24 protein-coding genes, 4 tRNA genes and 1 pseudogene are annotated in these 25803 nt (G+C 69.4%); 6 read left to right on the top strand and 23 right to left on the bottom strand.

The genetic code is table 11. The features are described 5' to 3' along the window. Positions 1-58: 58 nt before the first annotated feature. The 10 genes from rpoB to ACIQU3_RS01150 all read right to left on the bottom strand — a co-directional run bounded on the left by rpoB (position 59) and on the right by ACIQU3_RS01150 (position 10144). Complete coding sequence (gene rpoB / locus ACIQU3_RS01195) at positions 59-3544, bottom strand: DNA-directed RNA polymerase subunit beta (protein ID WP_234849660.1); 3486 nt, start codon at positions 3542-3544, stop codon at positions 59-61. Positions 3545-4118: 574 nt separating this feature from the next. Next, positions 4119-4508, bottom strand: coding sequence for a 50S ribosomal protein L7/L12 (gene rplL, locus ACIQU3_RS01190; RefSeq protein ID WP_053674509.1), 390 nt, complete (start codon positions 4506-4508; stop codon positions 4119-4121). Between the two features lie 114 nt (positions 4509-4622). After that, entirely contained in the window at positions 4623-5153 is a 531-nt protein-coding gene (gene rplJ, locus ACIQU3_RS01185; protein ID WP_234849661.1) for a 50S ribosomal protein L10, read from the bottom strand. A gap of 310 nt (positions 5154-5463) precedes the next feature. Then, positions 5464-6291, bottom strand: coding sequence for an LppX_LprAFG lipoprotein (locus tag ACIQU3_RS01180; protein ID WP_403724289.1), 828 nt, complete (start codon positions 6289-6291; stop codon positions 5464-5466). A gap of 96 nt (positions 6292-6387) precedes the next feature. After that, positions 6388-7242, bottom strand: coding sequence for a hypothetical protein (locus ACIQU3_RS01175; RefSeq protein ID WP_403922969.1), 855 nt, complete (start codon positions 7240-7242; stop codon positions 6388-6390). 127 nt (positions 7243-7369) lie between these two features. Next, positions 7370-8095 carry a 50S ribosomal protein L1 gene (gene rplA, locus ACIQU3_RS01170; RefSeq protein ID WP_033308987.1) on the bottom strand — a complete coding sequence of 242 codons (726 nt, stop codon included), beginning with the start codon at positions 8093-8095 and terminating at the stop codon, positions 7370-7372. Positions 8096-8172: 77 nt separating this feature from the next. After that, positions 8173-8607 (bottom strand): 50S ribosomal protein L11, encoded by a 435-nt coding sequence (gene rplK, locus ACIQU3_RS01165; protein WP_003992325.1) that lies wholly within the window; start codon positions 8605-8607, stop codon positions 8173-8175. Positions 8608-8773: 166 nt separating this feature from the next. Next, the gene (gene nusG, locus ACIQU3_RS01160) at positions 8774-9598 is read right to left on the bottom strand and encodes a transcription termination/antitermination protein NusG (protein ID WP_403724281.1); all 825 of its coding nucleotides are present in this window, start codon (positions 9596-9598) and stop codon (positions 8774-8776) included. A gap of 80 nt (positions 9599-9678) precedes the next feature. Then, positions 9679-9963, bottom strand: coding sequence for a preprotein translocase subunit SecE (gene secE, locus ACIQU3_RS01155; RefSeq protein ID WP_104785540.1), 285 nt, complete (start codon positions 9961-9963; stop codon positions 9679-9681). A 108-nt stretch (positions 9964-10071) separates the two neighbouring features. Further along, positions 10072-10144 (bottom strand) — tRNA-Trp (locus tag ACIQU3_RS01150). 306 nt (positions 10145-10450) lie between these two features. On the opposite strand from ACIQU3_RS01150, the gene ACIQU3_RS01145 reads away from it, so the two are divergent. Both ACIQU3_RS01145 and ACIQU3_RS01140 read left to right on the top strand, forming a co-directional pair. Further along, entirely contained in the window at positions 10451-11677 is a 1227-nt protein-coding gene (locus ACIQU3_RS01145) for a pyridoxal phosphate-dependent aminotransferase (protein WP_366710382.1), read from the top strand. Positions 11678-11814: 137 nt separating this feature from the next. After that, a complete protein-coding gene (locus ACIQU3_RS01140; RefSeq protein ID WP_403724277.1) occupies positions 11815-12846 on the top strand; it encodes an adenosine deaminase in 1032 nt (343 codons plus the stop codon). A gap of 215 nt (positions 12847-13061) precedes the next feature. Here the strand turns inward: ACIQU3_RS01140 and ACIQU3_RS01135 are convergent, their stop codons facing one another. The 9 genes from ACIQU3_RS01135 to ACIQU3_RS01095 all read right to left on the bottom strand — a co-directional run bounded on the left by ACIQU3_RS01135 (position 13062) and on the right by ACIQU3_RS01095 (position 18357). Further along, positions 13062-14117 (bottom strand): UDP-N-acetylmuramate dehydrogenase, encoded by a 1056-nt coding sequence (locus tag ACIQU3_RS01135; RefSeq protein WP_403724274.1) that lies wholly within the window; start codon positions 14115-14117, stop codon positions 13062-13064. 94 nt (positions 14118-14211) lie between these two features. Further along, positions 14212-14592, bottom strand: a complete 381-nt coding sequence (locus ACIQU3_RS01130) for a DUF3291 domain-containing protein (RefSeq protein ID WP_403724271.1) — start codon at positions 14590-14592, stop codon at positions 14212-14214. A 30-nt stretch (positions 14593-14622) separates the two neighbouring features. Beyond that, positions 14623-16059 carry an MFS transporter gene (locus tag ACIQU3_RS01125; protein WP_403724268.1) on the bottom strand — a complete coding sequence of 479 codons (1437 nt, stop codon included), beginning with the start codon at positions 16057-16059 and terminating at the stop codon, positions 14623-14625. A gap of 91 nt (positions 16060-16150) precedes the next feature. Beyond that, the gene (locus ACIQU3_RS01120) at positions 16151-16705 is read right to left on the bottom strand and encodes a TetR/AcrR family transcriptional regulator (RefSeq protein ID WP_403724264.1); all 555 of its coding nucleotides are present in this window, start codon (positions 16703-16705) and stop codon (positions 16151-16153) included. 217 nt (positions 16706-16922) lie between these two features. After that, on the bottom strand, positions 16923-17351 hold the full coding sequence (locus ACIQU3_RS01115; RefSeq protein ID WP_403725568.1) for a MaoC family dehydratase: 429 nt from the start codon (positions 17349-17351) through the stop codon (positions 16923-16925). 8 nt (positions 17352-17359) lie between these two features. Next, a complete protein-coding gene (locus ACIQU3_RS01110) occupies positions 17360-17812 on the bottom strand; it encodes a MaoC family dehydratase N-terminal domain-containing protein (RefSeq protein WP_366710392.1) in 453 nt (150 codons plus the stop codon). Between the two features lie 100 nt (positions 17813-17912). Then, positions 17913-18077, bottom strand: coding sequence for a 50S ribosomal protein L33 (rpmG, locus tag ACIQU3_RS01105; RefSeq protein ID WP_003948671.1), 165 nt, complete (start codon positions 18075-18077; stop codon positions 17913-17915). Between the two features lie 89 nt (positions 18078-18166). Beyond that, positions 18167-18239: transfer RNA gene (locus ACIQU3_RS01100), tRNA-Met, on the bottom strand. Positions 18240-18284: 45 nt separating this feature from the next. Then, a tRNA-Thr gene (locus tag ACIQU3_RS01095) sits at positions 18285-18357 on the bottom strand. 350 nt (positions 18358-18707) lie between these two features. Between ACIQU3_RS01095 and ACIQU3_RS01090 the strand changes: the two genes are divergently transcribed. Further along, the gene (locus tag ACIQU3_RS01090) at positions 18708-19967 is read left to right on the top strand and encodes an amidohydrolase family protein (RefSeq protein ID WP_403724260.1); all 1260 of its coding nucleotides are present in this window, start codon (positions 18708-18710) and stop codon (positions 19965-19967) included. A 191-nt stretch (positions 19968-20158) separates the two neighbouring features. Beyond that, positions 20159-20815: an NAD(P)H-binding protein gene (locus tag ACIQU3_RS01085; protein WP_403724257.1), complete on the top strand. Its 657-nt coding sequence runs from the start codon at positions 20159-20161 to the stop codon at positions 20813-20815. 28 nt (positions 20816-20843) lie between these two features. On the opposite strand, the gene ACIQU3_RS01080 is transcribed toward ACIQU3_RS01085, so the two are convergent. Then, entirely contained in the window at positions 20844-21056 is a 213-nt protein-coding gene (locus tag ACIQU3_RS01080) for a hypothetical protein (RefSeq protein WP_403724254.1), read from the bottom strand. A 167-nt stretch (positions 21057-21223) separates the two neighbouring features. Here ACIQU3_RS01080 and ACIQU3_RS01075 point away from each other — a divergent pair. Continuing rightward, a pseudogene (locus ACIQU3_RS01075) lies at positions 21224-21962 on the top strand (collagen binding domain-containing protein); the annotation flags it as partial. A gap of 85 nt (positions 21963-22047) precedes the next feature. Here ACIQU3_RS01075 and rox read toward each other — a convergent pair. From rox to ACIQU3_RS01060, 3 genes are all read right to left on the bottom strand, one after another. Beyond that, the gene (rox, locus tag ACIQU3_RS01070) at positions 22048-23589 is read right to left on the bottom strand and encodes a rifampin monooxygenase (protein ID WP_403724252.1); all 1542 of its coding nucleotides are present in this window, start codon (positions 23587-23589) and stop codon (positions 22048-22050) included. A 332-nt stretch (positions 23590-23921) separates the two neighbouring features. Further along, positions 23922-24749, bottom strand: coding sequence for a hypothetical protein (locus tag ACIQU3_RS01065; protein ID WP_403724250.1), 828 nt, complete (start codon positions 24747-24749; stop codon positions 23922-23924). Positions 24750-25003: 254 nt separating this feature from the next. Further along, positions 25004-25085 (bottom strand) — tRNA-Tyr (locus tag ACIQU3_RS01060). A 220-nt stretch (positions 25086-25305) separates the two neighbouring features. On the opposite strand from ACIQU3_RS01060, the gene ACIQU3_RS01055 reads away from it, so the two are divergent. After that, on the top strand, positions 25306-25794 hold the full coding sequence (locus tag ACIQU3_RS01055) for a YajQ family cyclic di-GMP-binding protein (protein ID WP_033309004.1): 489 nt from the start codon (positions 25306-25308) through the stop codon (positions 25792-25794). Positions 25795-25803 lie beyond the last annotated feature (9 nt).

Here is a 25803-nt window from a genome sequence, read left to right as displayed (position 1 = left end):
GTCTGATACGGGGGTCCTGGGGCCGGCGGCCTTCATGACGAAGGCCGCCGAACTCCCGTCAGACCTCTTCGACGCTGCTCGGCTCACGCCGGGACAGGTCGATGCCAAGCTCCTCCGCAGCGCGGAAGACGTCCTCGTCGGTGTCGCGCATCTCGATGGACATGCCGTCCGAGGACAGCACCTCCACGTTGAGGCACAGGGACTGCATCTCCTTGATGAGCACCTTGAAGGACTCGGGGATGCCGGGCTCGGGGATGTTCTCGCCCTTGACGATGGCCTCGTAGACCTTCACGCGGCCGGTGACGTCGTCGGACTTGATGGTCAGCAGCTCCTGGAGGGCGTACGCGGCGCCGTAAGCCTCCAGCGCCCACACCTCCATCTCACCGAAGCGCTGGCCACCGAACTGGGCCTTACCACCCAGCGGCTGCTGGGTGATCATCGAGTACGGACCGGTCGACCGGGCGTGCAGCTTGTCGTCGACCAGGTGGTGCAGCTTGAGGATGTACATGTAGCCGACGGAGATCGGCTCCGGGAACGGCTCGCCGGAGCGGCCGTCGAACAGCGGCGCCTTACCGGTCGGGAGCACCATGCGCTCGCCGTCGCGGTTCGGGATGGTGTGGTTCAGCAGACCGGCCAGCTCGTCCTCACGCGCACCGTCGAAGACGGGGGTGGCGACGTTCGTGCCCGGGGCGACCTGGTCGGCCTCGATGGCCTGCAGGCGCTGCGCCCAGTCGTCCGCGAGGCCGGAGACGTCCCAGCCGCGGCTGGCGAGCCAGCCGAGGTGGATCTCCAGGACCTGTCCCGGGTTCATTCGGGACGGCACACCCAGCGGGTTGAGGATGATGTCGACCGGGGTGCCGTCCTCCAGGAACGGCATGTCCTCGATCGGCAGGATCTTCGAGATGACGCCCTTGTTGCCGTGACGGCCGGCGAGCTTGTCACCGTCGGTGATCTTGCGCTTCTGCGCGACGTAGACGCGCACCAGCTGGTTCACACCGGGGGGAAGCTCGTCGCCCTCCTCGCGGTCGAAGACGCGGACGCCGATGACCTTGCCGGTCTCGCCGTGCGGCACCTTCAGCGAGGTGTCACGGACCTCACGGGCCTTCTCGCCGAAGATCGCGCGCAGCAGGCGCTCCTCGGGGGTCAGCTCGGTCTCACCCTTGGGGGTCACCTTGCCGACGAGGATGTCGCCGGCGATGACCTCGGCACCGATACGGATGATGCCGCGCTCGTCGAGGTCGGCGAGGACCTCCTCGGAGACGTTCGGGATGTCCCGGGTGATCTCCTCGGGGCCGAGCTTGGTGTCACGGGCGTCGACCTCGTGCTCCTCGATGTGGATCGAGGAGAGGACGTCGTCCTGCACGAGGCGCTGCGACAGGATGATCGCGTCCTCGTAGTTGTGACCCTCCCACGGCATGAACGCCACGAGCAGGTTCTTGCCCAGCGCCATCTCGCCGTTCTGGGTGGCCGGACCGTCGGCCAGGACCTGGCCCTCGATGATCCGGTCGCCCTCGTTGACGATGACCTTCTGGTTGACCGAGGTGCCCTGGTTGGAGCGGGCGAACTTGGCCAGGCGGTACGTGATGTACGTGCCGTCGTCGTTGGCGGTGGTGATGTAGTCCGCGGAGACCTCCTGGACCACACCGGGCTTCTCGGCCTTGACCACGTCGCCGGCGTCGACCGCGGAGCGGTACTCCATGCCGGTGCCGACGAGCGGGGCCTCGGACTTAATCAGCGGCACGGCCTGACGCATCATGTTCGCGCCCATGAGGGCACGGTTGGCGTCGTCGTGCTCGAGGAAGGGGATCATGGCGGTCGCGACCGACACCATCTGGCGCGGCGAGACGTCCATGTAGTCCACGTCCTCGCCACCGACGTAGTCGACCTCGCCGCCCTTGCGGCGGACGAGCACGCGCGCCTCGGCGAACCGGAGGTCGTCGGTGAGCGGCGCGTTGGCCTGCGCGATGACGAAGCGGTCTTCCTCGTCGGCGGTCAGGTAGTCGACCTCGTCGGTGACCTGGCCCTCGAACACCTTGCGGTAGGGGGTCTCGACGAAACCGAACGCGTTGACCCGGCCGTAGGAGGCGAGCGAGCCGATCAGACCGATGTTCGGGCCTTCGGGCGTCTCGATCGGGCACATGCGGCCGTAGTGCGAGGGGTGCACGTCACGGACCTCGAAGCCGGCCCGCTCACGGGAGAGACCACCCGGGCCAAGAGCCGACAGACGGCGCTTGTGGGTGAGACCCGACAGCGGGTTGTTCTGGTCCATGAACTGCGACAGCTGGCTGGTGCCGAAGAACTCCTTGATGGAGGCGACGACCGGCCGGATGTTGATCAGGGTCTGCGGCGTGATCGCCTCGACGTCCTGGGTCGTCATCCGCTCGCGGACGACTCGCTCCATACGCGCCAGACCCGTACGGACCTGGTTCTGGATGAGCTCGCCGACGCTGCGCAGGCGGCGGTTGCCGAAGTGGTCGATGTCGTCGGTCTCGACGACGATGTTCGTACCGCTGTCGCCGACCGTCTCGGTCTCGCCCGCGTGCAGCTTCACCAGGTACTTGATCGTCGAGATGATGTCCTCGACGGTCAGGATGCCCGCGTCGAGCGGAGCGTCCGCACCCAGCTTCTTGTTGACCTTGTAGCGGCCGACCTTGGCCAGGTCGTAGCGCTTGGGGTTGAAGTAGAGGTTCTCGAGCAGCGTCTGCGCGGCCTCACGCGTGGGGGGCTCGCCCGGACGCAGCTTGCGGTAGATGTCGAGCAGCGCGTCGTCCTGGCCCTGGGTGTGGTCCTTCTCCAGGGTGGCGCGCATGGACTCGTACTCGCCGAACTCCTCGAGGATCTGCTCGGTGGTCCAGCCGAGCGCCTTGAGCAGGACGGTGACGGACTGCTTGCGCTTGCGGTCGATGCGCACACCGACCATGTCGCGCTTGTCGATCTCCATCTCCAGCCAGGCACCCCGGGACGGGATGATCTTGGCGGAGAAGATGTCCTTGTCGGACGTCTTGTCGATGGAGGAGTCGAAGTAGACACCGGGCGAACGGACGAGCTGCGACACCACGACACGCTCGGTGCCGTTGATGACGAAGGTGCCCTTGTTCGTCATGAGCGGGAAGTCGCCCATGAAGACGGTCTGGGACTTGATCTCGCCGGTCTCGTTGTTCGTGAACTCGGCGGTGACGAAGAGCGGGGCCGCGTACGTGAAGTCGCGCTCCTTGCACTCGTCGATGGAGTTCTTCGGCGGCTCGAAGCGGTGGTCGCGGAAGGTCAGCGACATCGACCCGCTGAAGTCCTCGATCGGGGAGATCTCCTCGAAGATCTCCTCGAGCCCGGACTTGGTGGGGACGTCCTGACCGTTCTCGAGAGCCTCCTCGACCCGACTCTGCCAGGCGGTGTTGCCGAGGAGCCAGTCGAAGCTCTCGGTCTGCAGCGCGAGCAGGTTCGGAACCTCAAGAGGCTCCTTGATCTTTGCAAAAGAGATGCGCAGCGGGGCAGTGCTGGCGGCGTTGTTCGTATTCGCGGTCGAGGCGTTGCGCGAGGCGGCCAAGAGGGGGTCCTTCCGAGGGCTCGGACTCACTACGCGCGTACCGGCCCCTCTCCCGTACACGGAGACAAGCTGTGCCATGAGGGCCGAAAGGCCAGGTCAGGCATGTCTTGTCATCGATGCTCGGGCGAGGGCAGACCCCTGGTGACGGGCAGGGGACAGCTAACAGGCAGCGCAAAGGGTCAGTGTAGCCACTTGGCACACTGATGTCCAGTGCGGGTTCTGGAACCCGTGTTCACCCTCGTTGTTCCACTCCTGCGACAAGGCGCGCTGCCCTCAACGCACGTTGATACTGCCCTCTTCGCCGCCGATCCATGCCTCGGATTCGGATCCTGTGACGACGCGTCCTGAGAATTGCGCGCTGCGTGCGGTTCGTCAAGGCCCCTCTGCCCGATCCGGGGCCGCCCGGAGACACGACGAAGATCACCATACCCCCCGTCACCGGGGCTTCAAGGTAACCGTGGCCCGCCCCCGAGAACGCCGAAGAGCGACCACCCGGATGGATGATCGCTCTTCCGCGCTTACGCGTTACACGTCCGGCGGGACGTGTCGTGGATCCTGACGGATCCGAAAGGTCTTACTTGACCTCGACGGAGGCGCCGGCGCCCTCGAGGGACTCCTTGGCCTTCTCGGCGGCGTCCTTGGCGACCTTCTCGAGAACGGGCTTCGGGGCGCCGTCCACGAGGTCCTTGGCCTCCTTCAGACCCAGGGAGGTCAGCTCACGCACGACCTTGATGACCTGGATCTTCTTGTCGCCGGCACCGGTGAGGATGACGTCGAACTCGTCCTGCTCCTCAGCGGCCTCGGCGGCGGCGCCACCAGCGGCACCACCGGCGACGACGACCGGCGCGGCAGCGGCGGCGGTGACGTCGAACTTCTCCTCGAACGCCTTCACGAACTCGGAGAGCTCGATGAGGGTCATCTCCTCGAACTGCGCGAGCAGGTCTTCCTGGCTGAGCTTCGCCATGATGGCGGTCCTTCCACTAATTCGGCAGGTGCCGGATGTACATGTGAGGCGGGCGTACTACTGGCCCGCGACGGTCGCCGCGTTCAGGCAGCGGCGGCCGGGATGCGAGCCGAGTTACTCGGCACCGCCCTGCTCGTCCTGCTTGGCACGGAGCGCGTCCACGGTGCGGACGAGCTTCGACGGCAGCGCCTGGAAGACGGAGGCAGCCTGGGACTGCTTCGCCTTGAAGGCACCGGCCAGCTTGGAGAGCAGAACCTCGCGGGACTCGAGGTCCGCAAGCTTCTTGATCTCATCGGCGGACAACGCCTTGCCGTCAAGGACGCCGCCCTTGATGACGAGGTTGGGGTTGTCCTTGGCGAAGTCACGGAGACCCTTCGCCGCCTCGACCGGGTCACCGGTCACGAAGGCGACGGCCGACGAACCCGCAAAGAGGTCGTCCAGCGTCGTGATCCCGGCCTCGTTGGCCGCAATCTTGGTCAGCGTGTTCTTCGCCACACGGTACTGAGCGTTCTCACCGAGTGAACGACGCAGCTGCTGGAGCTGCGCGACGGTGAGACCGGTGTACGCGGTAACGACAGCAGCGTTGGAGTTGCGGAACTTGTCCCGCATCTCCTCGACGGCATCGACCTTGTCAGGCCTCGCCATGAGCCTCGGCCTCCTTCCGGGTGATTCGGACCGCGCGGACCCGAAGGAGGACTGGGGAAAACGAAACGCCCCGGCGCAAGCGCACGGGGCGTAGCTCGACCGGCTTCACGCACGCACGAGGCGGCGGGTCTCCGGGAGCTTTTCCTGTGTCACCTGCGCGGGCCGTCCGCCGTTTCAGCGGATCCTTCGGCCACCGCGCCCTCTGATGAGCGCGCGGTAACGACCAGCGGTCTTTGGCTTCTGTAGGAGAGTACGGGAACGGATCGCCGTCAAGCAAATCCGCCCGTACGGCTGATCAGTGCGGGGCGGTTCAGCCCTGATCCAGCTCCTTGAACATCTCGCTCAGGTCCGCGACGTCCTTGGCCGGCGGGGCCGTGACGGTGACCGGCTTGTTGTAGTCGAGGAAGGTGATGGTCATGTCCATCGGGCCCTTGTCGGCCTGGCCCTTCATGCGGAACTGCTTGGTGTGGTCCTCGCCGTCGACCCACATGTCCATCGTGAACTTGTCGATGCCGAGCTTCTCGTACTGCTTGATGCTCTTCTCGCGCTGCTTGCGGGTCTCCGCCTTCTCGTCCTTGAGCGAGGCGCGCAGGTCGTCCAGGGTGACCGTGCCCGAGTAGTGGGTGGTCTCGACGCCCTCGACCTTCTCGCTGCCGACCTTCTTCACGTCCTTGGCACCCGTGAGGAAGGTGGACTCGGCCGCCGGGTTCTGTTCGGCCTGGGCCGGCGACCCCATCTTGTCGATCTCCTTGGCCGCGTCGGAGCCGGACAGATCGAACTTCAGCCACTTCTTGCCGTCCATCTCCTTGGCCATCTCGGCTCCCCCACCGAGATACATGGCCTTGTCGACGAGACGGATCTCGACGGACTCACCGGCGGCCTGATCCGGCGCCTCCATCTTCATGCTCATGGCGATCGTGGGCTTGAGGCGCATGGACGCCTCACCCTCGACGCGACCCGACTCCGGGACCGTGCCCTTCATCCGGTACTGGAGGGACGTGATGTCCTCCGTGTTCTTCGCCGCCTTGGCGACGGCCGCAGCGGGTGTCATCTCCGGCGACTGCTCGGATCCACAGCCGACGGCACCGGCGGCGAGAAGCAGGGCGCACGCGCCCGCGGCAGGTATGGATGTCCTCATCGATTCCCCCCAAGGAATACAAACTCGCTTCACAGCAAGGCGGCGAGCCTATCCCAGAGGGGCACACGTGATCTATCCGAATTGGGGACGCAGGAGTCAGGGCGTACCGGACTGCTTGCGCACCAGATCCTCGAAGTCGCCGGTGTCGGACGCCGGGGGCCGCGCGGCCCGGACCGGCGCACCGTAGTCGGCGTAGTGCGCGGTCTGGGTCATCCGGCCGGTGGCCGTCCGCGCCTTCTCGACCTTCTTGACCAGCAGGTTCCGCCGGTCGATCCAGATGTCGACGGTCTCGGTGGTGACACCGGCCTCGGTGAGCTGCTTACGCAGGGCGGCGTCGGTGACGTCGGCCGCCGCCACCGTGCCGGACCAGTGCGTCGCGGACCGGCCGCGGACGGTCTCCTCGCCGACCTTCCTGACGTCCCCGGAGGACAGCAGCAGCTTCACGGACTGGTTGGGGGTGGTGCTGCGCATCTGGTCGCCGAGGTGGGCGCCGGAGCCTCCGGCGAGGGCGTCGAGGTCCTCGTACGCGTACCGGATCCAGCGTTTGCCGCCGGTCTGCTCGGCGAACTTCTCGCCAAGCCGCGCGTAGTACGCCTCGGGCCGGTAGCGGGCCTCCATCGAGGTGGTGCCGAGCCGGCGCATGGTGTCGGCGACGGTGCCGCCGGTGTATCTGATGGTGAGGGTGCCGGTGATGCCGTCGCTCCAGCCGAGGCTGCCGTCGGCCGTCATGGACATCAGCGAGCCCATGGTCGTCGTCGACTCCACCCGGGCGGAGCGGGCGGACTCGGTGGCGCGCTCGGCGGAGCGCAGGGCGGCGAGGGCCGGGCCGTGCGCGGCGCGGTTCTCCCGGCCGGGGCCGTCGGAGGAGTCCTGGGACGTGCAGGCGGTCACCCCCGTCAATGTGGTCGCCACGAGCACCAGGCCCACGCGGCGCACGGTCGTGCCCTGCATACGTCCCCCCGTTCGCATCCGGTTCCCGCACGTTAACCCAGGCCACCGGCGTACGTACCGGAAAAGGGAACGGGCCCCGCACCTGTAAGAGGTGCGGGGCCCGTGACCGGTTGGGTGAGCCTCAGGCTCAGACCGCAGCCGGGTCCTCCTCGACGAGGAGGTTGCGGGTGCGGTTCGGGTCGACCGGAATGCCGGGGCCCATCGTGGTGCTGATGGCGGCCTTCTTGATGTAGCGACCCTTGGCGGCCGACGGCTTCAGACGGAGGATCTCCTCCAGCGCGGCGCCGTAGTTCTCCACCAGCTTGGTGTCGTCGAAGGACGACTTGCCGATGATGAAGTGCAGGTTCGAGTGCTTGTCGACGCGGAACTCGATCTTGCCGCCCTTGATCTCGGTGACGGCCTTGGCCACGTCGGGGGTGACGGTGCCGGTCTTCGGGTTCGGCATCAGACCACGCGGACCGAGGACACGGCCGAGACGACCGACCTTGCCCATGAGGTCCGGGGTGGCGACGACGGCGTCGAAGTCCAGACGGCCCTTCGACACCTCGTCGATCAGTTCGTCGGAGCCGACGATGTCGGCGCCCGCGGCCTCCGCGGCCGCAGCACGGTCACCGGTCGCGAAGACCAGGACCCGGGCGGTCTTGCCGGTGCCGTGCGGAAGGTTCACGGTGCCACGGACCATCTGGTCGGCCTTGCGCGGGTCGACACCCAGGCGGAAGGCGACCTCGACGGTGCCGTCGAACTTGGTCGTGGAGGTGTCCTTGGCGAGACGGACGGCCTCGAGCGGGGCGTAGAGCTTCTCCCGGTCGACCTTGGCGTCCGCAGCGCGAAGGGACTTGCTGCGCTTGCTCACTACTGCTCCTGTGGATTCTTAGGAGTCGTGGTCCGGGCCGAGCAGGCCCTGCCACTTCTGCTGATGGAGGTTGGGGCTCAGCCCTCGACCGTGACGCCCATGGAACGGGCGGTGCCGGCGATGATCTTCTCGGCGGCGTCCAGGTCGTTGGCGTTGAGGTCGGGCATCTTGGTCGTGGCGATCTCACGGACCTGGTCGCGCGTGATCTTCGCGACCTTGGTCTTGTGCGGCTCGCCGGAGCCCTTCTCGATGCCCGCGGCCTTCAGGATCATCTTCGCGGCCGGCGGCGTCTTGGTGATGAAGGTGAAGGAACGGTCCTCGTAGACCGTGATCTCCACCGGGATCACCCAGCCACGCTGCGACTCGGTCGCGGCGTTGTAGGCCTTGCAGAACTCCATGATGTTCACGCCGTGCTGACCCAGCGCGGGGCCGACCGGCGGGGCCGGGTTGGCGGCACCGGCCTGGATCTGGAGCTTGATGAGCCCCGTGACCTTCTTCTTCTTGGGAGGCATAGCTCTCCGGGTCCTTTCGATTCGGGTCCTGCCCACGCCCGGGGACCACCCGGATGCAGGCATACCGCACAACGATAACGGGTATAGATGCGCGGCTGAAAACCGAGCAGGTCAGGCAAGCGCCGGAGCGATCGCCTGACCTGCGCGGAAGCGGTGAGTCCGGAAGTCAGTTCTTCTGGATCTGGTCGAAGGAGAGCTCGACCGGCGTCTCGCGGCCGAAGATCTCGACGAGGCCCTTGACCTTCTTCGAGTCCGGGTTGATCTCGTTGATGGTCGCCTGCAGCGTGGCGAACGGGCCGTCGGTGACGGTGACCGAGTCGCCGACCTCGAAGTCCAGCACCTGGACCTCGACCTTGCGCTGCGGAGCCGGCTTGCCCTCGGCCTCGGCGGCATCGCGGGCCGCCTTCTCCTCGGCCTCGGGGGCGAGCATCTTGACGATCTCGTCCAGGGTCAGCGGGTACGGGTCGTAGGCGTTGCCCACGAAGCCGGTGACGCCGGGGGTGTTGCGGACGACGCCCCAGGACTCGTTCGTCAGGTCCATGCGGACCAGGACGTAGCCCGGAAGCTTGTTCTGCTTGATCGTCTTGCGGTCGCCGTTCTTGATCTGGACGACCTCTTCCTGCGGCACCTCGGCCTGGAAGATGTAGTCCTCGACGTTCAGCGAGACGGCACGCTGCTCGAGGTTGGTCTTCACGCGGTTCTCGTAGCCGGCGTAGGTGTGGATGACGTACCACTCACCGGGCAGGAGCCGCAGTTCCTCGCGGAGCTTCTCGATCGGGTCGCGGTCGTCCTCGGGCTCTTCCTCGAGTTCTTCCGCGGCCTCTTCGCCGTCCTCGGTCTCCGCCTCGGCGGCGTCGTCCGCGACGGCGTCGGCAGCCTCGACCTCGGCGGAGGCCTCGGTGTCCTCGCTGTCCGCGCCCTCGACGATGTCGAGCTCGTCCTCGACGGACTCGACCGGCTCGATGGCGTCGTTCACGTTCGGGTCAGACACGGTGGCTGCTTCTTCCTGGATACATAGGGGTGGAACATGCGAAAGGAGCGCCGGGTACCTCGGCGCTCTTCGCGGACTGCTCAGCCGAACACGTACTTCGCGGCGTTGCTGAGCCCATAGTCAATCACGGTGACCAGGCCGATCATGATGACGACAAAGATGATCACCACGGTCGTGTAGGTCGTCAGCTGGTTGCGCGTCGGCCAGACGACCTTGCGCAGTTCCGCGACGATCTGGCGGTAGAAGAGGGCGAGCCGCTTCAGCGGGCCCTTCTTGCCGCGCTTGCCGCCCTTGCGGGCCTTCTTGGACTCCGGCGCCTCGTCCTGGGCATCAGGCATGTCGATGGAGCCCACGGCGTCCGTCACTCGTCCTCACCTGATTCCGGGTCGTGGCCGTGCCGCGCCCGGTCTGAGCCGCACGGCGGTGCATTGCTGTACGTACATGCGCACACATCCTGGCGAAGGTGTGTGTAGCAGGGCCGGAGGGACTTGAACCCCCAACCGCTGGTTTTGGAGACCAGTGCTCTACCAATTGAGCTACGACCCTTTGTGTGTCCCCCAACGTACCGCATCCATCCGGATGCTTGGTGTGCACCGAACGGGCGCGGCCTGCGAGAGGCCAACGAGGTGAGAGTGTACGTGCTCCGCGGCCGGTCGTCGAACAGAAAGGGCCCGCGGGAGGGCCCGTTGGCGGAAGATCGCCTCGCGGGCGGGGGCCGGACTGACGCGAATCCGCTGAAGATCGCGCAGGCCGAGCGGGCGATCCGCACGGTTGTTCAAGGGTTTGCCCGAGGTTGTTCAGTCTGTGAAACCCCCGTGCCGCGCGCGTTTCCGGTCTGGAACGATGGGGCCCATGAGCGCTGCAACCCCTCCCACCGAGCGCCGGGTCTCCGCCCGAGTCGGCGCGATCTCCGAGTCCGCCACCCTCGCCGTGGACGCCAAGGCCAAGGCCCTCAAGGCCGCCGGGCGGCCGGTGATCGGCTTCGGCGCCGGTGAGCCCGACTTCCCGACTCCGGACTACATCGTCGAGGCCGCGATCGAGGCCTGCAAGAACCCGAAGTTCCACCGCTACACGCCGGCCGGCGGCCTCCCCGAGCTGAAGGCCGCGATCGCCGCGAAGACGCTCCGCGACTCGGGCTACGAGCCGGACGTCTCGGAGATCCTCGTCACCAACGGCGGCAAGCAGGCCATCTACGAGGCCTTCGCCGCGATCCTCGACCCGGGCGACGAGGTCATCGTCCCCGCGCCGTACTGGACGACCTACCCGGAGTCGATCCGGCTGGCCGGGGGTGTCCCGGTGGAGGTCGTCGCCGACGAGACGACCGGCTACCGGGTGACCGTCGAGCAGCTGGAGGCGGCCCGCACGGAGAAGACGAAGGTCGTCCTGTTCGTCTCCCCCTCGAACCCGACCGGCGCGGTCTACAGCGAGACCGAGACCGAGGCGATCGGCCGCTGGGCCGTCGAGCACGGCCTGTGGGTGATGACCGACGAGATCTACGAGCACCTCGTCTACGGTGACGCCTCCGCCGTGTCGCTGCCGGCGGTGCTGCCCGAGCTGCGCGACAAGTGCGTCGTGGTGAACGGTGTCGCGAAGACGTACGCGATGACCGGCTGGCGCGTCGGGTGGATCATCGGCCCGAAGGACGTCGTCAAGGCCGCGACGAACCTCCAGTCGCACGCCACGTCCAACGTGTCCAACGTCGCCCAGGCCGCCGCGCTGGCCGCCGTGTCCGGGAACCTGGACGCCGTGGCGAAGATGCGCGAGGCCTTCGACCGGCGCCGCAAGACCATCGTGCGGATGCTGAACGAGATCGACGGCGTGGTGTGCCCGGAGCCGGAGGGTGCGTTCTACGCCTACCCGTCCGTGAAGGCCCTGGTCGGCAAGGAGATCCGGGGCCGGCGGCCCAAGGACACGGTCGAGCTGGCCGCGCTGATCCTGGAGGAGTCCGAGGTCGCGGTGGTGCCGGGTGAGGCGTTCGGCACGCCCGGTTACCTGCGGCTGTCCTACGCGCTGGGCGACGAGGACCTGGTCGAGGGTGTGAGCCGGATCCAGAAGCTGCTGGCGGAGGCGCGGGACTGACCTGCACCTCACGTGAGGTGGTGGGCGGGCCGTTCCCCTTGTGGGGAGCGGCCCGCTCTGTCGTGTGCGCGTGCGAGCAAGACCACGTTCGGGGAAAACGCTGTCGGGACGGCTGAGGCATGCGGCAGGATCCTGGGATGGAGCGTGAACGTGATGTCTCTGAGCTGCCGAAAGCCCATCTGCACCTGCACTTCACCGGGTCGATGCGGCCCTCGACCGTGCTGGAACTGGCCGACAAGTACGGGGTGCGGCTGCCCGACGCGCTGACCGAGGCGCTGGTCGGCGGGGAGCCGCCGAGACTGCGGGCGACGGACGAACGGGGCTGGTTCCGCTTCCAGCGGCTGTACGACGCGGCACGCTCCTGCCTGCGGGAGCCGGACGACATCCGGCGGCTGGTGCGGGAGGCCGCTGAGGAGGATCTGCGGGACGGCTCGGGATGGCTGGAGATCCAGGTCGACCCCACGTCGTACGCGCCGCGGCTGGGCGGGCTGATCCCGGCCCTGGAGATCATCCTGGACGCGGTGGAGACGACGTCGCGGGAGACCGGGCTCGGGATGCGGGTGCTGGTCGCGGCGAACCGGATGAAGCACCCCCTGGACGCGCGGACGCTGGCGCGGCTGGCGGCGCGGTACGCGGACCGGGGCGTCGTCGGGTTCGGGCTGTCGAACGACGAGCGGCGGGGCATGGCGCGGGACTTCGACCGGGCGTTCGGGATCGCGCGCGAGGCCGGGCTGTTGTCGGCGCCGCACGGCGGTGAGCTGGCCGGGCCGTCGTCGGTGCGGGACTGTCTGGACGACCTCGGGGCGAACCGGGTGGGGCACGGGGTGCGGGCGGCGGAGGATCCGCGGCTGATGAAGCGGCTGGCGGACCGGCAGGTGACGTGCGAGGTGTGTCCGGCGTCGAACGTGGCGCTGGGGGTGTACGAGAAGCCGGAGGACGTGCCGCTGCGGACGTTGTTCGAGGCGGGGGTGCCGTTGGCGCTGGGCGCGGACGACCCGTTGCTGTTCGGGTCGCGGCTGGCGGCGCAGTACGAGATCGCGCGACGGCATCACGGTTTCACGGACGCGGAGCTGGCGGAGGTGGCGCGGCAGTCGGTACGGGGGTCGGCGGCACCGGAGGATCTGAAGACGAGGCTGCTGGCGGGGGTGGACGACTGGCTGGCCGGCTGACTGCCGCTGCGCCTTCCGCGGCTGGGGGGGCCGGGGCCGTGTCGGGGAGCGGGCCGGCCCAGCTGCGGGCGTGCGTGCCGCTGGGGGCGGCACGGGTGGGCGCAGCGGCACCCCGCTACGCCGGGCTGCGAAACGCCCCGCCCCCAGCATCAACGCCGAGCACCCCGTGATGCCCGGTCGCGGACCCACCCGGCCTCAGGGCAGGCGCCAGGGGCCTACAGGCTGACTCCGACCGTCACCGGCTCGTTGACCAGGGTGATTCCGAAGGCCTCGTGGACGCCGGCCACGACCTCTCGGGCCAGGGCGAGGAGATCCTCGGTCGTCGCACTCCCCCGGTTCGTGAGCGCCAGCGTGTGCTTCGTCGAGATGCGGGCCGGACCGTCGCCGTAGCCCTTCGTGAAGCCCGCCTTGTCGATCAGCCAGGCCGCGGAGGTCTTGGTGCGGCCCTCGCCGGCGGGGTAGGCCGGGGGCTCCGCCTCGTCTCCGAGCCGGTCGCGGACCCGTGCGCGGAACGTCTCGAAGTCCGTGTCCGTGAGGATCGGGTTGGTGAAGAAGGAGCCTGCCGACCAGGTGTCGTGGTCCTCGGGGTCCAGGACCATGCCCTTCCCGGCGCGCAGCTTGAGCACCGTCTCGCGGGCCTGCGCGAGGGGAACGCGCTCGCCCGGTTGCACACCGAGGGCGCGAGCCGTCTCGGCGTAGCGGAGGGGGGCGGAGAGGCCCTGGGCGTCCTCCAGGGAGAAGCGGACGCGCAGGACGACGTAGCGCTCGGGGTGGGACTTGAAGCGGCTGTGGCGGTAGGAGAAGGCGCAGTCCTCGTTGGCGAGGGTGACCGTCTCGCCGGTACGGCGGTCGTAGGCCACGACCTCGGTGATCGTGGCGGAGACCTCCTGGCCGTACGCCCCGACGTTCTGGATGGGCGTCGCGCCCGCCGAGCCGGGGATGCCGGCCAGGCACTCGATGCCGGCCAGGCCCGCCTCGACGGTGCGGGCGACGGCGTCGGTCCATACCTCGCCGGCGGCCAGCTCCAGCGTCGTGCCGTCGAGGGAGAAGCCCCGGGTGGCGATGACGAGGGCGGTGCCGTCGAAGCCCTTGTCGCCGATGACCAGGTTCGAGCCGCCGCCGATGAGCAGCAGCGGGGTGCCCGTCTCGTCGGCTTCGCGGACGGCGGCGATCACTTCGTCGTCAGTCGTGGCGGTGATCAGCCGGGTCGCGGGGCCGCCCAGGCGGAAGGTCGTCAGCGGGGCGAGGGGGGCGTCGTGGAGTTCCTGCACGGGCCCAAGCGTACGAGACGGCACTGACGGGGTCGGGCGCACGTGCGTGCGGCCCCGTTCCGCGGGGGAAGGGGCCGCACGCGCGTGGTCGTGGTCAAGGCAGGCGGCGGAGCGCCTCGGACCAGGAGAGGGGGAGGTCGTCGCTGCTCGCCTGCCAGGTGGTGTAGGCCGAGTCCTTCATCTGCGGGGCCAGGCCCTTGGAGGTCGGGCCGTGTGTGCCCGCGCGGGCGAAGGCGTGGAGGGCGTCCTTCGACTCCCAGGCCGACAGGGTCCAGAAGGTTCGCTTCAGGGGCGCGGCCTTCAGGGTGGCTCCGTAGGCGCCGGGGCTGCGGCGGATCTGACGCCAGACGGCGGGCGTACCGGCGAGGAACTTCAGCGCTCCCCACAGTGTGCGGGTCTCGAAGCGGGAGGCGAAGACGTACACCTCGGTGCCGTGGGGCGGGGTGTTCGGGACGGTCCAGGGAAGGGTGGGCATGCCACGTCTCCTTGTTCGGGTCCGGCGGGGTCAGTGGGCGGCCGTCTCCAGGACCGGTGCCGGTTCGGCCGGGGCGGGCTGCTGTGCGGTGTGCCGCCGGGTCGGTATCAGCAGGGCGGCGATGCCGGCGAGGGCGACCACCGCCGAGCCGGTGACCAGCGCGGGCCGCATGCCGTCGACGAAGGTCTGGCCGGTCTCGTAACCGCCCTGGGCGGCGAAGATCGAGGCCATGACCGCGATGCCGAGGGCCCCGCCGACCTCGCGGAGGGCGTTGTTGGCGCCGGAGGCGATGCCCTGCTCAGTGGGGCGGACGCTGGACATCACCAGGTGTGATGCGGGGGCGAAGAACAGTGCCATGCCGATGCCGCTGATGATCAGCGCGGGCAGCTGGACCGTGTAGGAGGCGTCGACGGTGGCCACCGCCGCCATGTAGCCGAGGCCCAGGGCTTGCAGGAAGAGGCCCGCCGCGACGACCGGGCGGCCACCGATGCGGTCGGCCAGGATGCCGGCGATCGGCGCGACCAGCATCGGCATGCCGGTCCAGGGCAGCATCCGCAGGCCCGCCTCGGTGGGCGAGTAGCCGAGGACGCCCTGCATGTACTGGCTGAGCAGGAAGATCGAACCGAACATGCCGAGGAACATCAGCAGGCTCGCCGCGTTGATGCCGGCGAAGGCACGGGAGCGGAACAGGCGCATCGGGAGCATGGGGTTCTTGGCGCGGGTGCTGTAGAGGACGAAGCCGAGGAGCAGTGCCCCGCCCGCGAACAGGCCGGTCAGCACGAGGGACGAGGTCCAGCCGTCCGCGGGGCCGCGGACCAGGCCGTAGACGATGCCGAAGAGGCCGCCGCTGGCGAGCAGGGTGCCGGGGACGTCGAGCGGGGCTCCCGTGCCGTGTGACTCGGCGAGGCGGAGGCGGGCGAGCGGCAGCAGGACCAGGCCGAGCGGGACGTTCAGCCAGAAGATCCACTGCCAGGAGATGTGTTCGGTGAGGCTGCCGCCGACGAGCGGTCCGGAGGCGACGGCGAGTCCGTTGACGGCGCCCCAGATGCCGTACGCCATACCGCGCTTGGCGGCGGGCACGGCGGCGGTCAGCAGGGTGAGCGTCAGCGGCATCATCACCGCCGCGCCGACGCCCTGGACGGCGCGGGCGGCGATGAGGGAGTCGATGCCCGGCGCCATCGCGGCGGCGGCGGAGGCGCCGGTGAAGACGGTGATGCCCGCGATGAAGAGCCGGCGGCGGCCGAAGCGGTCGCCGAGGGCCGCGCCGAACATCAGCAGGACGGCGAAGGTGAGCGTGTACGCGCTCACGGTCCATTCCAGGTCGTGCAGGCCGCCGCCGAGGTCCTCGCGGATGGAGGGCAGGGCGGTGGTGACGACGAGGTTGTCGAGGGCCGCCATGAATCCGGCGACGCTGGTGATGACGAGGGCCCAGGCGGCTCCCCCGCGACGTGCGGTCTGCTGTGACATCGCTCCCCCATGGAGTGTGTGCCGTGATCGATTAGTTATTGCTTACTAACTTTGAAGGTCATGAAAGGGCCCGTCTCCTGGCCCTGCCGTGTCAGCCGTCGGCCTTCGGTACACCCAGTCCCGCCCAGACGCGGTGATCGGCCGGGAAGCCCATGGCCACCAGGCAGTTGATGAGCATGCCCTGGGCCAGAAAGGTCGTCGTCTCGTGGGCGTCGGCGCCCAGCGGCAGGTGAATGGTGTCCCACAGCCGCATCCATCCCGTGCGTACGGCTTCGCCGAACTCGCGGTCGCCCTCCTCCTCGGCGGCCGCGACGGCGAGATACATCTGCATCTGCATCATCAGCCGCTCGGGCTGCTCGAAGATGGCCTCGACGTATGCGGCGCCCATGGCGTGGCGGGCCTCTTCGCCCTCCAGCCCCTCGGCCGCCTCCGCGAACATCCGGATGGTGTCCTCGACGCACCGCTCGGCCGCCGCCAGGAAGATCGCCTTCTTGCCGGGGAAGAGCCGAAAGAGATAGGGCTGCGAGACGCCGACCCGGCGGGCGATCGCCTCGGTCGAGGTGCCGTGGTAGCCACCGCGGGCGAACTCGGTCGTCGCGGCCCGGATGACGCTCTCGCGCCGCTCTTCCGCACTCATCCTTGCCATGCGAACGAAGTTAGTGCTCAATCACTAACTATGTCAAGCGGTGGTCCGGCCAGGTCATGCGTAAGGGGCGCCACACAATGGGTGGACGCCCCTTACGTCGTGTCGCGGCGGGCTGACGCCGGACTGCTGTGGCCTGGGCAGGCCATTCGGTCGCTGCCTGGGCAGGCCGGCCGGTCGGTCGTGGCCTGGGCAGGCCGGCCGGTCGGTCGTGGCCGGCTCAGGCCAGTCGTACGACCGCCCTGGACATGCCCAGCACCTTCTGTCCGGCGCTGGTCGCCGTCAGGTCCACGCGGACCGTGTTGTCGTCGAGCTTGGCGGCGACCTTGCCGGCCACCTCGATCACGGCGCCCTGGTCGTCGTTCGGGACGACGACCGGCTTGGTGAAGCGGACGCCGTACTCGACGACCGCACCCGGGTCGCCGGTCCAGTCGGTGACCACCCGGATCGCCTCGGCCATGGTGAACATGCCGTGCGCGATCACGTCCGGCAGGCCGACCTCCTTGGCGAACTTCTCGTTCCAGTGGATCGGGTTGAAGTCGCCGGAGGCGCCCGCGTACTGCACGAGGGTCGCGCGGGTCACGGGGAAGGTATGCGCGGGCAGTTCGGTGCCGACCTCGACGTCGGCGTAGGAGATCTTCGCGGTCATGGGGTCGCTCACGCCTCCTCGGCCGCGCGGGCCACGAGCTTGGTCCAGGCGGTCACGACGTGCTCGCCGGCCTCGTCGTGCACCTCGCCGCGGATGTCCACGATGTCGTTGCCCGCGAGGGACTTGATCGCCTCGATGGTCGAGGTCACCGAGAGCCGGTCGCCGGCGCGGACCGGGCGGCGGTAGGCGAACTTCTGGTCGCCGTGCACGACGCGGCTGTAGTCCAGGCCGAGCTGGGGGTCCTGGACGACCTCGCCCGCGGCCTTGAAGGTGATCGCGAAGACGAAGGTCGGCGGGGCGATCACGTCGGGGTGACCGAGTGCCTTGGCGGCCTCCGCGTCCGTGTAGGCCGGATTGGTGTCCCCGACCGCCTCGGCGAACTCACGGATCTTCTCCCGGCCCACCTCGTACGGCGCGGTGGGCGGGTACGTCCGCCCCACGAAGGACTGGTCGAGCGCCATGGCCCGGCACCTCCTGGTAGCTCTACTGATCGGTACGGGTACCTCAACGACGCGAGGCCGCCCCCGATCTCTCGGGAACGGCCTCGCATACGAGCCTGATTTATCGCGTCTCGCGGTGCGCGGTGTGCGCGTTGCAACGCGGGCAGTGCTTCTTCATCTCAAGACGGTCCGGGTTGTTACGCCGGTTCTTCTTGGTGATGTAGTTCCGCTCCTTGCACTCCACGCAGGCCAGCGTGATCTTCGGGCGGACGTCGGTGGCAGCCACGTGAGTGCTCCTAAGACGAACGGATGGACTATTTAACGCAAGAAAGAGTAGCCGATCGAAGGACCGACCCCGCAATCGGCTACTGTCAGTAGCGGTGACCGGACTTGAACCGGTGACACAGCGATTATGAGCCGCTTGCTCTACCGACTGAGCTACACCGCTTTGATGTGGTCCGGGTCCGCCTTGCGACGGAACCAGTCACACCAGAGCCCCAAAACGGAATCGAACCGTTGACCTTCTCCTTACCATGGAGACGCTCTGCCGACTGAGCTATTGGGGCGAGCGATGAAGACATTACACGCTCGCCCGCCGTTCGCCCAAATCCGTTTCGAGGCCCCCGCCCCGGACGCCCGGACCGTCCTCCCGACAGCCTCGTGCACGCCTCCTGCCCCATGACGGGGACCGCCGCCTGCCTCGAGGGGACACCGCCGTCAGCCCCGCGAGGGGACCGCCTCCATCTGTCGCGGGGACCACCTCCCGTCCCTTGCGGGAGCCGGCGGCGGATCCGGGCGGACCACGCCGGTACGACTATTGCGCTCCTCCCGGCGAGGGGCGTGAGGCCGTCCTAGGCTCGTCTCACTCTGCGTGATCACGCGTCCTCCCGTGCGCAGCCCGAGCCCCTGGAGTGCGATGCCCGACAGCCGGCCGCAGCCACCACCGCCCCCGTCGTCCTCGCCGGGTCCGGCGGAGCCGTCGTCGCTGCTGCTGTGCGGGGCGCGGCTCACCGACGGCAGGACCGTGGACGTGCGGCTGGGCGGCGGGCGCATCGAGGCGGTCGGCACGGCCGGAAGCCTGCGAGCGGGCGGCACGCGCGCGTGCGGGGCGCGCGTGGACCTCAGCGGCTATCTGCTGCTGCCGGCTCCGGTCGAGCCGCACGCCCACGCCGACACGGCCCTGTCGGCCGACACCGAGGGGCCGGTCTCCTACGAGCCGCAGGACGTGCAGCGCCGCGCGACGGAGGCCGCGCTGCTCCAGCTCGGTCACGGGGCGACGGCGCTGCGGGCACATGTGCGCGTCGGGGACGTCCAGGGCCTGGGCGCGCTGGCGGCCGTGCTTCAGGCGCGGCGAGCGCTGCGCGGGCTGGTGGAGCTGACGACGGTGGCGATGCCCCGGGTGCTGACCGGGGTGGCGGGCGCGGACGGGCTGGCGATGCTGCGGGACGCGGTGAAGATGGGCGCCACGGTGGTGGGCGGCCGGCCGGACCTCGACCCGGATCCGACGGGGTACGTGGAGGCGGTCCTGGAGACGGCCTCCGAGCACGGCTGCCCCGTCGACCTGCACACGGACGCCGGGGACCCGGCCCGGCTGGCCCGGCTCGCGGCCATGGCGGGCGGGCTGCGTCCCGGGGTGACCCTCGGGCCGTGCGGCGACCTCGGCCGGCTGCCCTCCGAGGTGGCCTCGCGGACGGCGGACCAACTCGCGGCGGCCGGGGTGGCCGTGGCGTGTCTGCCGCAGGGCGGCTGCGGCGGCGTGGACCGGCGCGGGGCGGCTCCGGTACGGCTGCTGCGCGCGGCCGGGGTGCGGGTGGCCGCCGGGAGCGGGGCACTGCGGGACGTGTCCAACCCGGTGGGGCGCGGCGACCCGCTGGAGGCGGCGTTCCTGCTGGCCTCGCGCTACGGACTGCCTCCCGAGGAGGCGTACGACGCGGTGAGCTCTTCGGCGCGGGCGGTGCTGGGGCTGCCGGAGGTGCGGGTGGAGGCGGGCTTCCCGGCCGAGTTGCTCGCGGTGCGCGGGGAACGGCTCGCGGGGGTGCTGTCCCTGGCGTACAGCCGGATCGTGGTGCACCAGGGGCGCGTGGTGGCGCGGACCAGCGCGGTACGGGAGTACTGCAGTTCGGCGGCGTCGGTCGAGCTGGGGCTGCCGAGGCAGGGTCGGGGGGACGTGCCGTAGGGCCTGCGGCAGGAACCGGGGGAAGTGCCGTAGGGCCTGCGGCGGGGGTGGAGCCGGGCGTCGTATGGACTGCTGCGTGCGGGGGAGGTGCGTCGGGGCCTGCGGAGAGGGTGGAGCGGGGCGTTGAGGGTGGCTGCGGGGCGGGCCGAGTCGTGCGGCGGGCGGTGCCGTCGAGGCGTACGGTCGAAGACATGCGCATTGTCATCGCTGGTGGTCATGGTCAGATCGCGTTGCGGCTGGAGCGGCTGCTCGCCGCGCGCGGGGACGAGGTTGCGGGGATCATCCGGAAGGCAGAACAGGCCGCCGACCTGCGGCAGGCCGGTGCCGAACCGGTCGTGCTCGACCTGGAGTCGGCGTCCGTGGAGGAGGTCGCGGAGCAGCTCAGGGGTGCCGACGCGGCGGTCTTCGCGGCGGGCGCGGGCCCGGGCAGCGGGGCGGCCCGCAAGGACACGGTGGACAAGGCCGCGGCGGTTCTCTTCGCGGACGCGGCGGTGAGCGCGGGGGTGCGGCGCTTCGTGGTCGTGTCGTCCATGGGCGCCGACCCGCGCCACCAGGGTGACGAGATCTTCGACGTGTATCTGCGCGCCAAGGGCGAGGCGGACGCGTATGTGCGCGGGCTGGACGCCCTGGACTGGACGATCCTGCGCCCCGGGCAGCTCACCGACGACGCCGGCACCGGCCTCGTACGGCTGGAGGCCCGCACCGGCCGCGGCCCGATCCCGCGCGACGACGTCGCCGCCGTACTGGCGGAGCTGGTGGACACCCCGGCCACGGCCGGACTCACGCTGGAGCTGATCAGCGGGTCGGCGCCGGTGTCCGTGGCGGTCAAGTCGGTCGCAGGCAACTGAGGTTCGTTGCCGGCCCCTCGAGCGTGCCTTAGAACAGGGACAGTTGGCCGGGGAACTCCGGGACCGCGTAGCCGTCCAGGGACGGTTGTTCCGGTCCGGGGAGCGCCTGGCGGCGGGAACCCGGGCACGAGGTGAGTTCGCCGTGCTCGCGGGCGCCGGGCGGGTCGTGGCGCGCGTACCGCCCGGCGACGACGGCGATCTCGCGGCGGCACTCGGGGCAGAGTCTGCGGCGGGAGGACATGAGGCCAGTGTGCCGCGTGGACGGGCCGGCCATGCCCCTCCCCTGCGGGGCTGTCCCGTATTCACGGACGCGCCTCGCGGGGCAGCCCCGTACGGGGGGCGCCCGCGCGGGGCCACCGCACAGAGAGTGTCCTCGCGTAGCTGTAGCGTGCAGGGAGCGTCCGGGTGCTGAGGGCTGACCGTACGGCGGTCGGCGGGGCCGCCGTGACGCTCGTGTCGCAGCGCGGGAAGCAGCTCGGGCGGTCGGTCCCGCGAGGGGCGGTTCGTACGCCGTCGACGCACCGGGCGCCGGTTCGTACGTCCTGATCGCCGCGTCGGAGGGCTGTCAGCCGCAGGCCTCCACGACCGTCGCGGCCGGGGAGCCGGTGGCGTACGACGTGCTGCTGAGCGGCACCAGCGGCCTGACCGGTGCGGTGCGTTCCGCGGACGGCGGGACGCCGGTCGCCGAGGCCGCCGTCATCGTGACGGACGTACGCGGAGAGGTGCTGGCCGCGGGTCGGACGGACGTGCTGGGCGAGTTCGCGGTCACCGACCTGGTGCCGGGGACGGTGACCCTCGCGGTCAACTCCCCCAAGTACCGGCCGCCGGCCCGTGTCGTCGCGGTCGGCATGGCCGGGACCACCCGGGTCGAGCTCGAACTGCGCCCCGGCGCACAGGTGCGGGGCACGCCAGTGCCGGGCGCGGTGCGCGCAGGGGGCGCCCCGCTGGCAGACGCGCGGGTGACGCCGGTGGACGCGGCGGGCAACGTGGCCGCCACGACACACACCGGTCTCGATGGTCCCTACGCCTTCTCCGACCTGGACACCGGCGCGTAGACGGTCATCGCGACCGGCTACCCGCCCGGGCGCCACCGCTGACCCTCCCGGGGACCGGCGTGGACGACCACGACATCGAACTGGCTCACGCCTGCGGCGAGTGGACGGCCCGGTGGGGTGAGGCACGCGGGGTCGGGCTGCTCGCGTGCCCCGACCCAGCGGCCGTACGCGGCCCGTTCAGCCGGTTGCCGCTCCGAACCACCTCTGCAGATGGTCGAGCAGATCCCGCTGGTCGTCACCGACCCAGACGACGTGCCCATCAGGTCGCAACAGCACCGCCGGCACGTCGAGTTCCTCGCTGACGTCGGGTTCCTCGCTGGTGTCGGGAACTCCACTGGCGTTGAGTTCCCCGCTGACGCCGGGTTTCCCGCTGACGTCGGGTTTCCCGCTGACGTCGGGTTTCCCGCCGATGTCGACGACATGGCCGACCCGGTCCGACCAGCCCGCCACCGACAGCCGGCCGCCGGTCCGGTCGAGCAGCAGTCCGCGCCCGTCGCGCATCCGCTCGTAGAGGCGGCCCCGCTTCAAGCGCACGTCCCGCAGTCGCCGGCCGAGGAGTTCGTGACCCTCACCGCAGTCGTAGCGGACGTCGATCGCGGTGACCTTCTCGATGAGGTACCGGCTCACCTCCTCGAAGTCCATCAGCTCCGCCAGCAGCCGGCGCACGGCCTGCGGTCCCGGTTCGGGCGCCAACAGGTGCATCTGCGCCCGGGTGTTGTCCAGTACGGCGGCGGCCACCGGGTGGCGTTCGGAGTGGTAACTGTCCAGCAGGCCCTCCGGTGCCCCGCCGCGCAGTTCGGCGGCCAGCTTCCAGCCGAGATTGAACGCGTCCTGGATGCCGAGGTTGAGCCCCTGCCCGCCGGTCGGCGGGTGGATGTGCGCGGCGTCGCCGGCCAGCAGGACACGGCCCGTGCGGTAGCGCTCGGCCTGCCGAGTGGCGTCCCCGAAGCGGGAGAGCCAGCGCGGGGAGTGCACACCGAAGTCGGTGCCGGCGTACTTCCGCAGCTGCCGCCTGAACTCGTCGAGGGTCGGCGGGATCGTCCGGTCCTCGGCCACTCCCTCGGCGGGCACGATGACGCGGTGCACCCCCTCCCCCACCGGCATGGCGCCGAACCGGAAGTGGGTCTTGCGGACCTCCGCCGTCACGGCCGCCAGTTCTTCCGGCGACGCGTTCACCGCCATCTCGCCCATCAGCGTCTCGACCCTGGAGGGCTCGCCTGGGAATCCGACGTCGAGCAGCTTGCGCACCGTGCTGCGGCCGCCGTCGCACCCCACGAGGTAGCGGGCGCGCAACCGTGTGCCGTCCGCCAGTTGGGCCGTCACGCCGTCCTCGTCCTGGCTCAGCCCGGCCAGTTCGCAGCCGCGCCGCACCTCGGCGCCGAGTTCGACCGCGTGCTCGGCGAGCAGACGGTCGGTGACGGGCTGCGGGATGCCGAGGACGTACCCGTGCGCGGTGTCCAGCCGGTCGGGAGGCGGCTTGCTGAGGCCGGCGAAGAAGCCGCCGAGCGGATGCTTGCGGCCCTCGGCGAGGAAACGCTCCAGCAGACCACGCTGGTCGAGCACCTCGATACTGCGCACGTGGAGGCCGAGCGCGCGCACGTACGCGGCCGGTTGGGCCTCCCTCTCCAGTACGAGCACATGACGCACGCCGTGCAGCCGCAGCTCCCCGGCCAGCATCATGCCCGTCGGACCGCCGCCGGTAATGACCACATCGATCAAGGCAGACCCCGCTTTCGCCCTTTCCGGGTTCGGAGCGAGGATTCTGCGGCACTGCGGGGGTCTTGCCGCAAGGTCCCCCTTGCGCTATACGTTGAGAGTGGCAAGGAGCTGACGAGCCCTTGCCTTTCCCATTGGCCCGACGCCACCTTTTCTCCGGCGTCTTTCTCGCGCGGCCGACGCCTCTTTCCCACTGCGCATCGGGTCGGGATCCCTGTCCGCCAGGCTTTGGTCCCTCTTCGTGACGCCGAGCCTCGCGGTGGAGGTAATGGCAGGTCAGGACGTCCATGGGCCTGGAAGACGGTGCGCGGGATCCCGACCCGCCACTTATTGCGTCAGCGCACGTCGACGTAGTCGGCCGCACTGGTGGCGACGCCGGTTGTGGAATTGCCGTAATAGACCCAGCGGTACGAGCCGTCGACCGAGGCGGTGACCGTGGTCTTCAGACCCCCGGTGCTGCTGGTGGTGGACTTCTTCACTGTCTTGAACGTGTCGCCGCCCTTGGCGCGGAATTGGAGGCTCACCGTACGGCCGCTGTAACCGTCGTACTTCTTGGTGCTCCAGTTCGCCCGGGTCAGCTTGCCCGTGACGGTGATCGTCTTGCCTTTGGTGACCGGTTCGGGCGAGGCATTGGTGGTGGCTTTGGCCGCGCGCTTGAGCTGGGTGGTGGTGGACCGCGTCTCCAGTTCGCCGGTCTTGAGGCCGCCGTCGGCCTTCCACAGCTTCAGTGAGACGCCGACCTTCCAGGTCGTGGCGTCGCTGTTGGAGTCGACGTGCTCCTGGCTCGGGTGCGGGTCGATGTAGAGGGTGCCCTCGCAGCGAGCGTGCTTGGAGTCGGTCTCGTAGCAGGTGTAGCTGCCCGGCTGGATGAAGTTCTCACCGGTGTCGGCCGCGGTCTTGATGCTGCCCCGGTAGAGGAAGGGGTACGCATCGTAGCGGGAGGGGTCTGCGGTGCTGTAGCCGGAGGGCAGTGCGATGGCGAAGCTGATCGACGGCTCCACGACCTTCGACGTGCCGACGACGATCGGCTTGCCGTTGTTGATGACGATGTCCGACACGGTGATACCGGTGTCCGCCGCTTGAGCCGTCGGCGCGTTGAGCACCGAGAGCCCCAGCGCCCCCACGAGCGTGGCCACCGCGACGGTTCGTCTGCCTGTCTTCATTGCACCTCTTCAGGAGGATGGCGTTACGAGAGGCGGCAGCCTAGCTGACGCGTTCATGCCCTCTACCTGGCCGACTGGAGTGATCATGCTCACCCGGGGGGGCGTGCGCCGCTCGGGGGCGGCGTGGGGGCAGCAGGGGGTGGGATGCGTGGGGATGCGTCCACGGCCGTTCCCTCCTGGGAGGACCAGTACGAGGCAACGAAAAACCCCCTCTGATCAAGTGACTACCTGATCAGAGGGGGTCTTCCCCAGTGTGGCGGCGCCAGGATTCGAACCTGGGAAGGCTGAGCCGGCAGATTTACAGTCTGCTCCCTTTGGCCGCTCGGGCACACCGCCGGGGTTGCTGCCCTTTGAACCGCTTCTCCGCGGTGCTCCGTGGCAACGACGTAAACAATACCTGATGCCGAGGGGTGCTTCGCCACCCGATTGATCGGCGCTCCGGCGGCCGGGGGTGGCTAGGCTGGTCCGGATGCGGCCCATGACCCGAACGGGCCCTGCGGCCGCCCGCATACGCCGGTACGCACGATACGCACCCCGATACAAGGAGCCACAGGACATGGCCGACTCCAGTTTCGACATCGTCTCGAAGGTCGAGCGGCAGGAGGTCGACAACGCACTCAATCAGGCCGCCAAGGAGATCTCGCAGCGCTACGACTTCAAGGGCGTGGGTGCCTCGATCTCGTGGTCCGGTGAGCAGATCCTCATGGAGGCGAACTCCGAGGACCGGGTGAAGGCCATCCTCGACGTCTTCCAGTCCAAGCTGATCAAGCGGGGCATCTCGCTGAAGGCCCTGGATGCGGGCGAGCCCCAGCTCTCCGGCAAGGAGTACAAGATCTTCTCGTCGATCAAGGAGGGCATCTCCCAGGAGAACGCGAAGAAGGTGGCGAAGACCATCCGTGACGAGGGCCCCAAGGGCGTGAAGGCGCAGGTGCAGGGCGAGGAGCTGCGGGTCAGTTCCAAGAGCCGTGACGATCTGCAGGCCGTCATCACCCTGCTGAAGGGCAAGGACTTCGACTTCGCGATGCAGTTCGTGAACTACCGGTAGGTCCGGTCA

Source organism: Streptomyces sp. NPDC101110, assembly GCF_044759525.1.
In the GTDB taxonomy this organism is placed as follows: Bacteria; Actinomycetota; Actinomycetes; order Streptomycetales; family Streptomycetaceae; genus Streptomyces.
The sequence above is the reverse complement of the archived record's forward strand: the minus strand, read 5'-3'. Positions and strand labels throughout refer to the sequence as shown.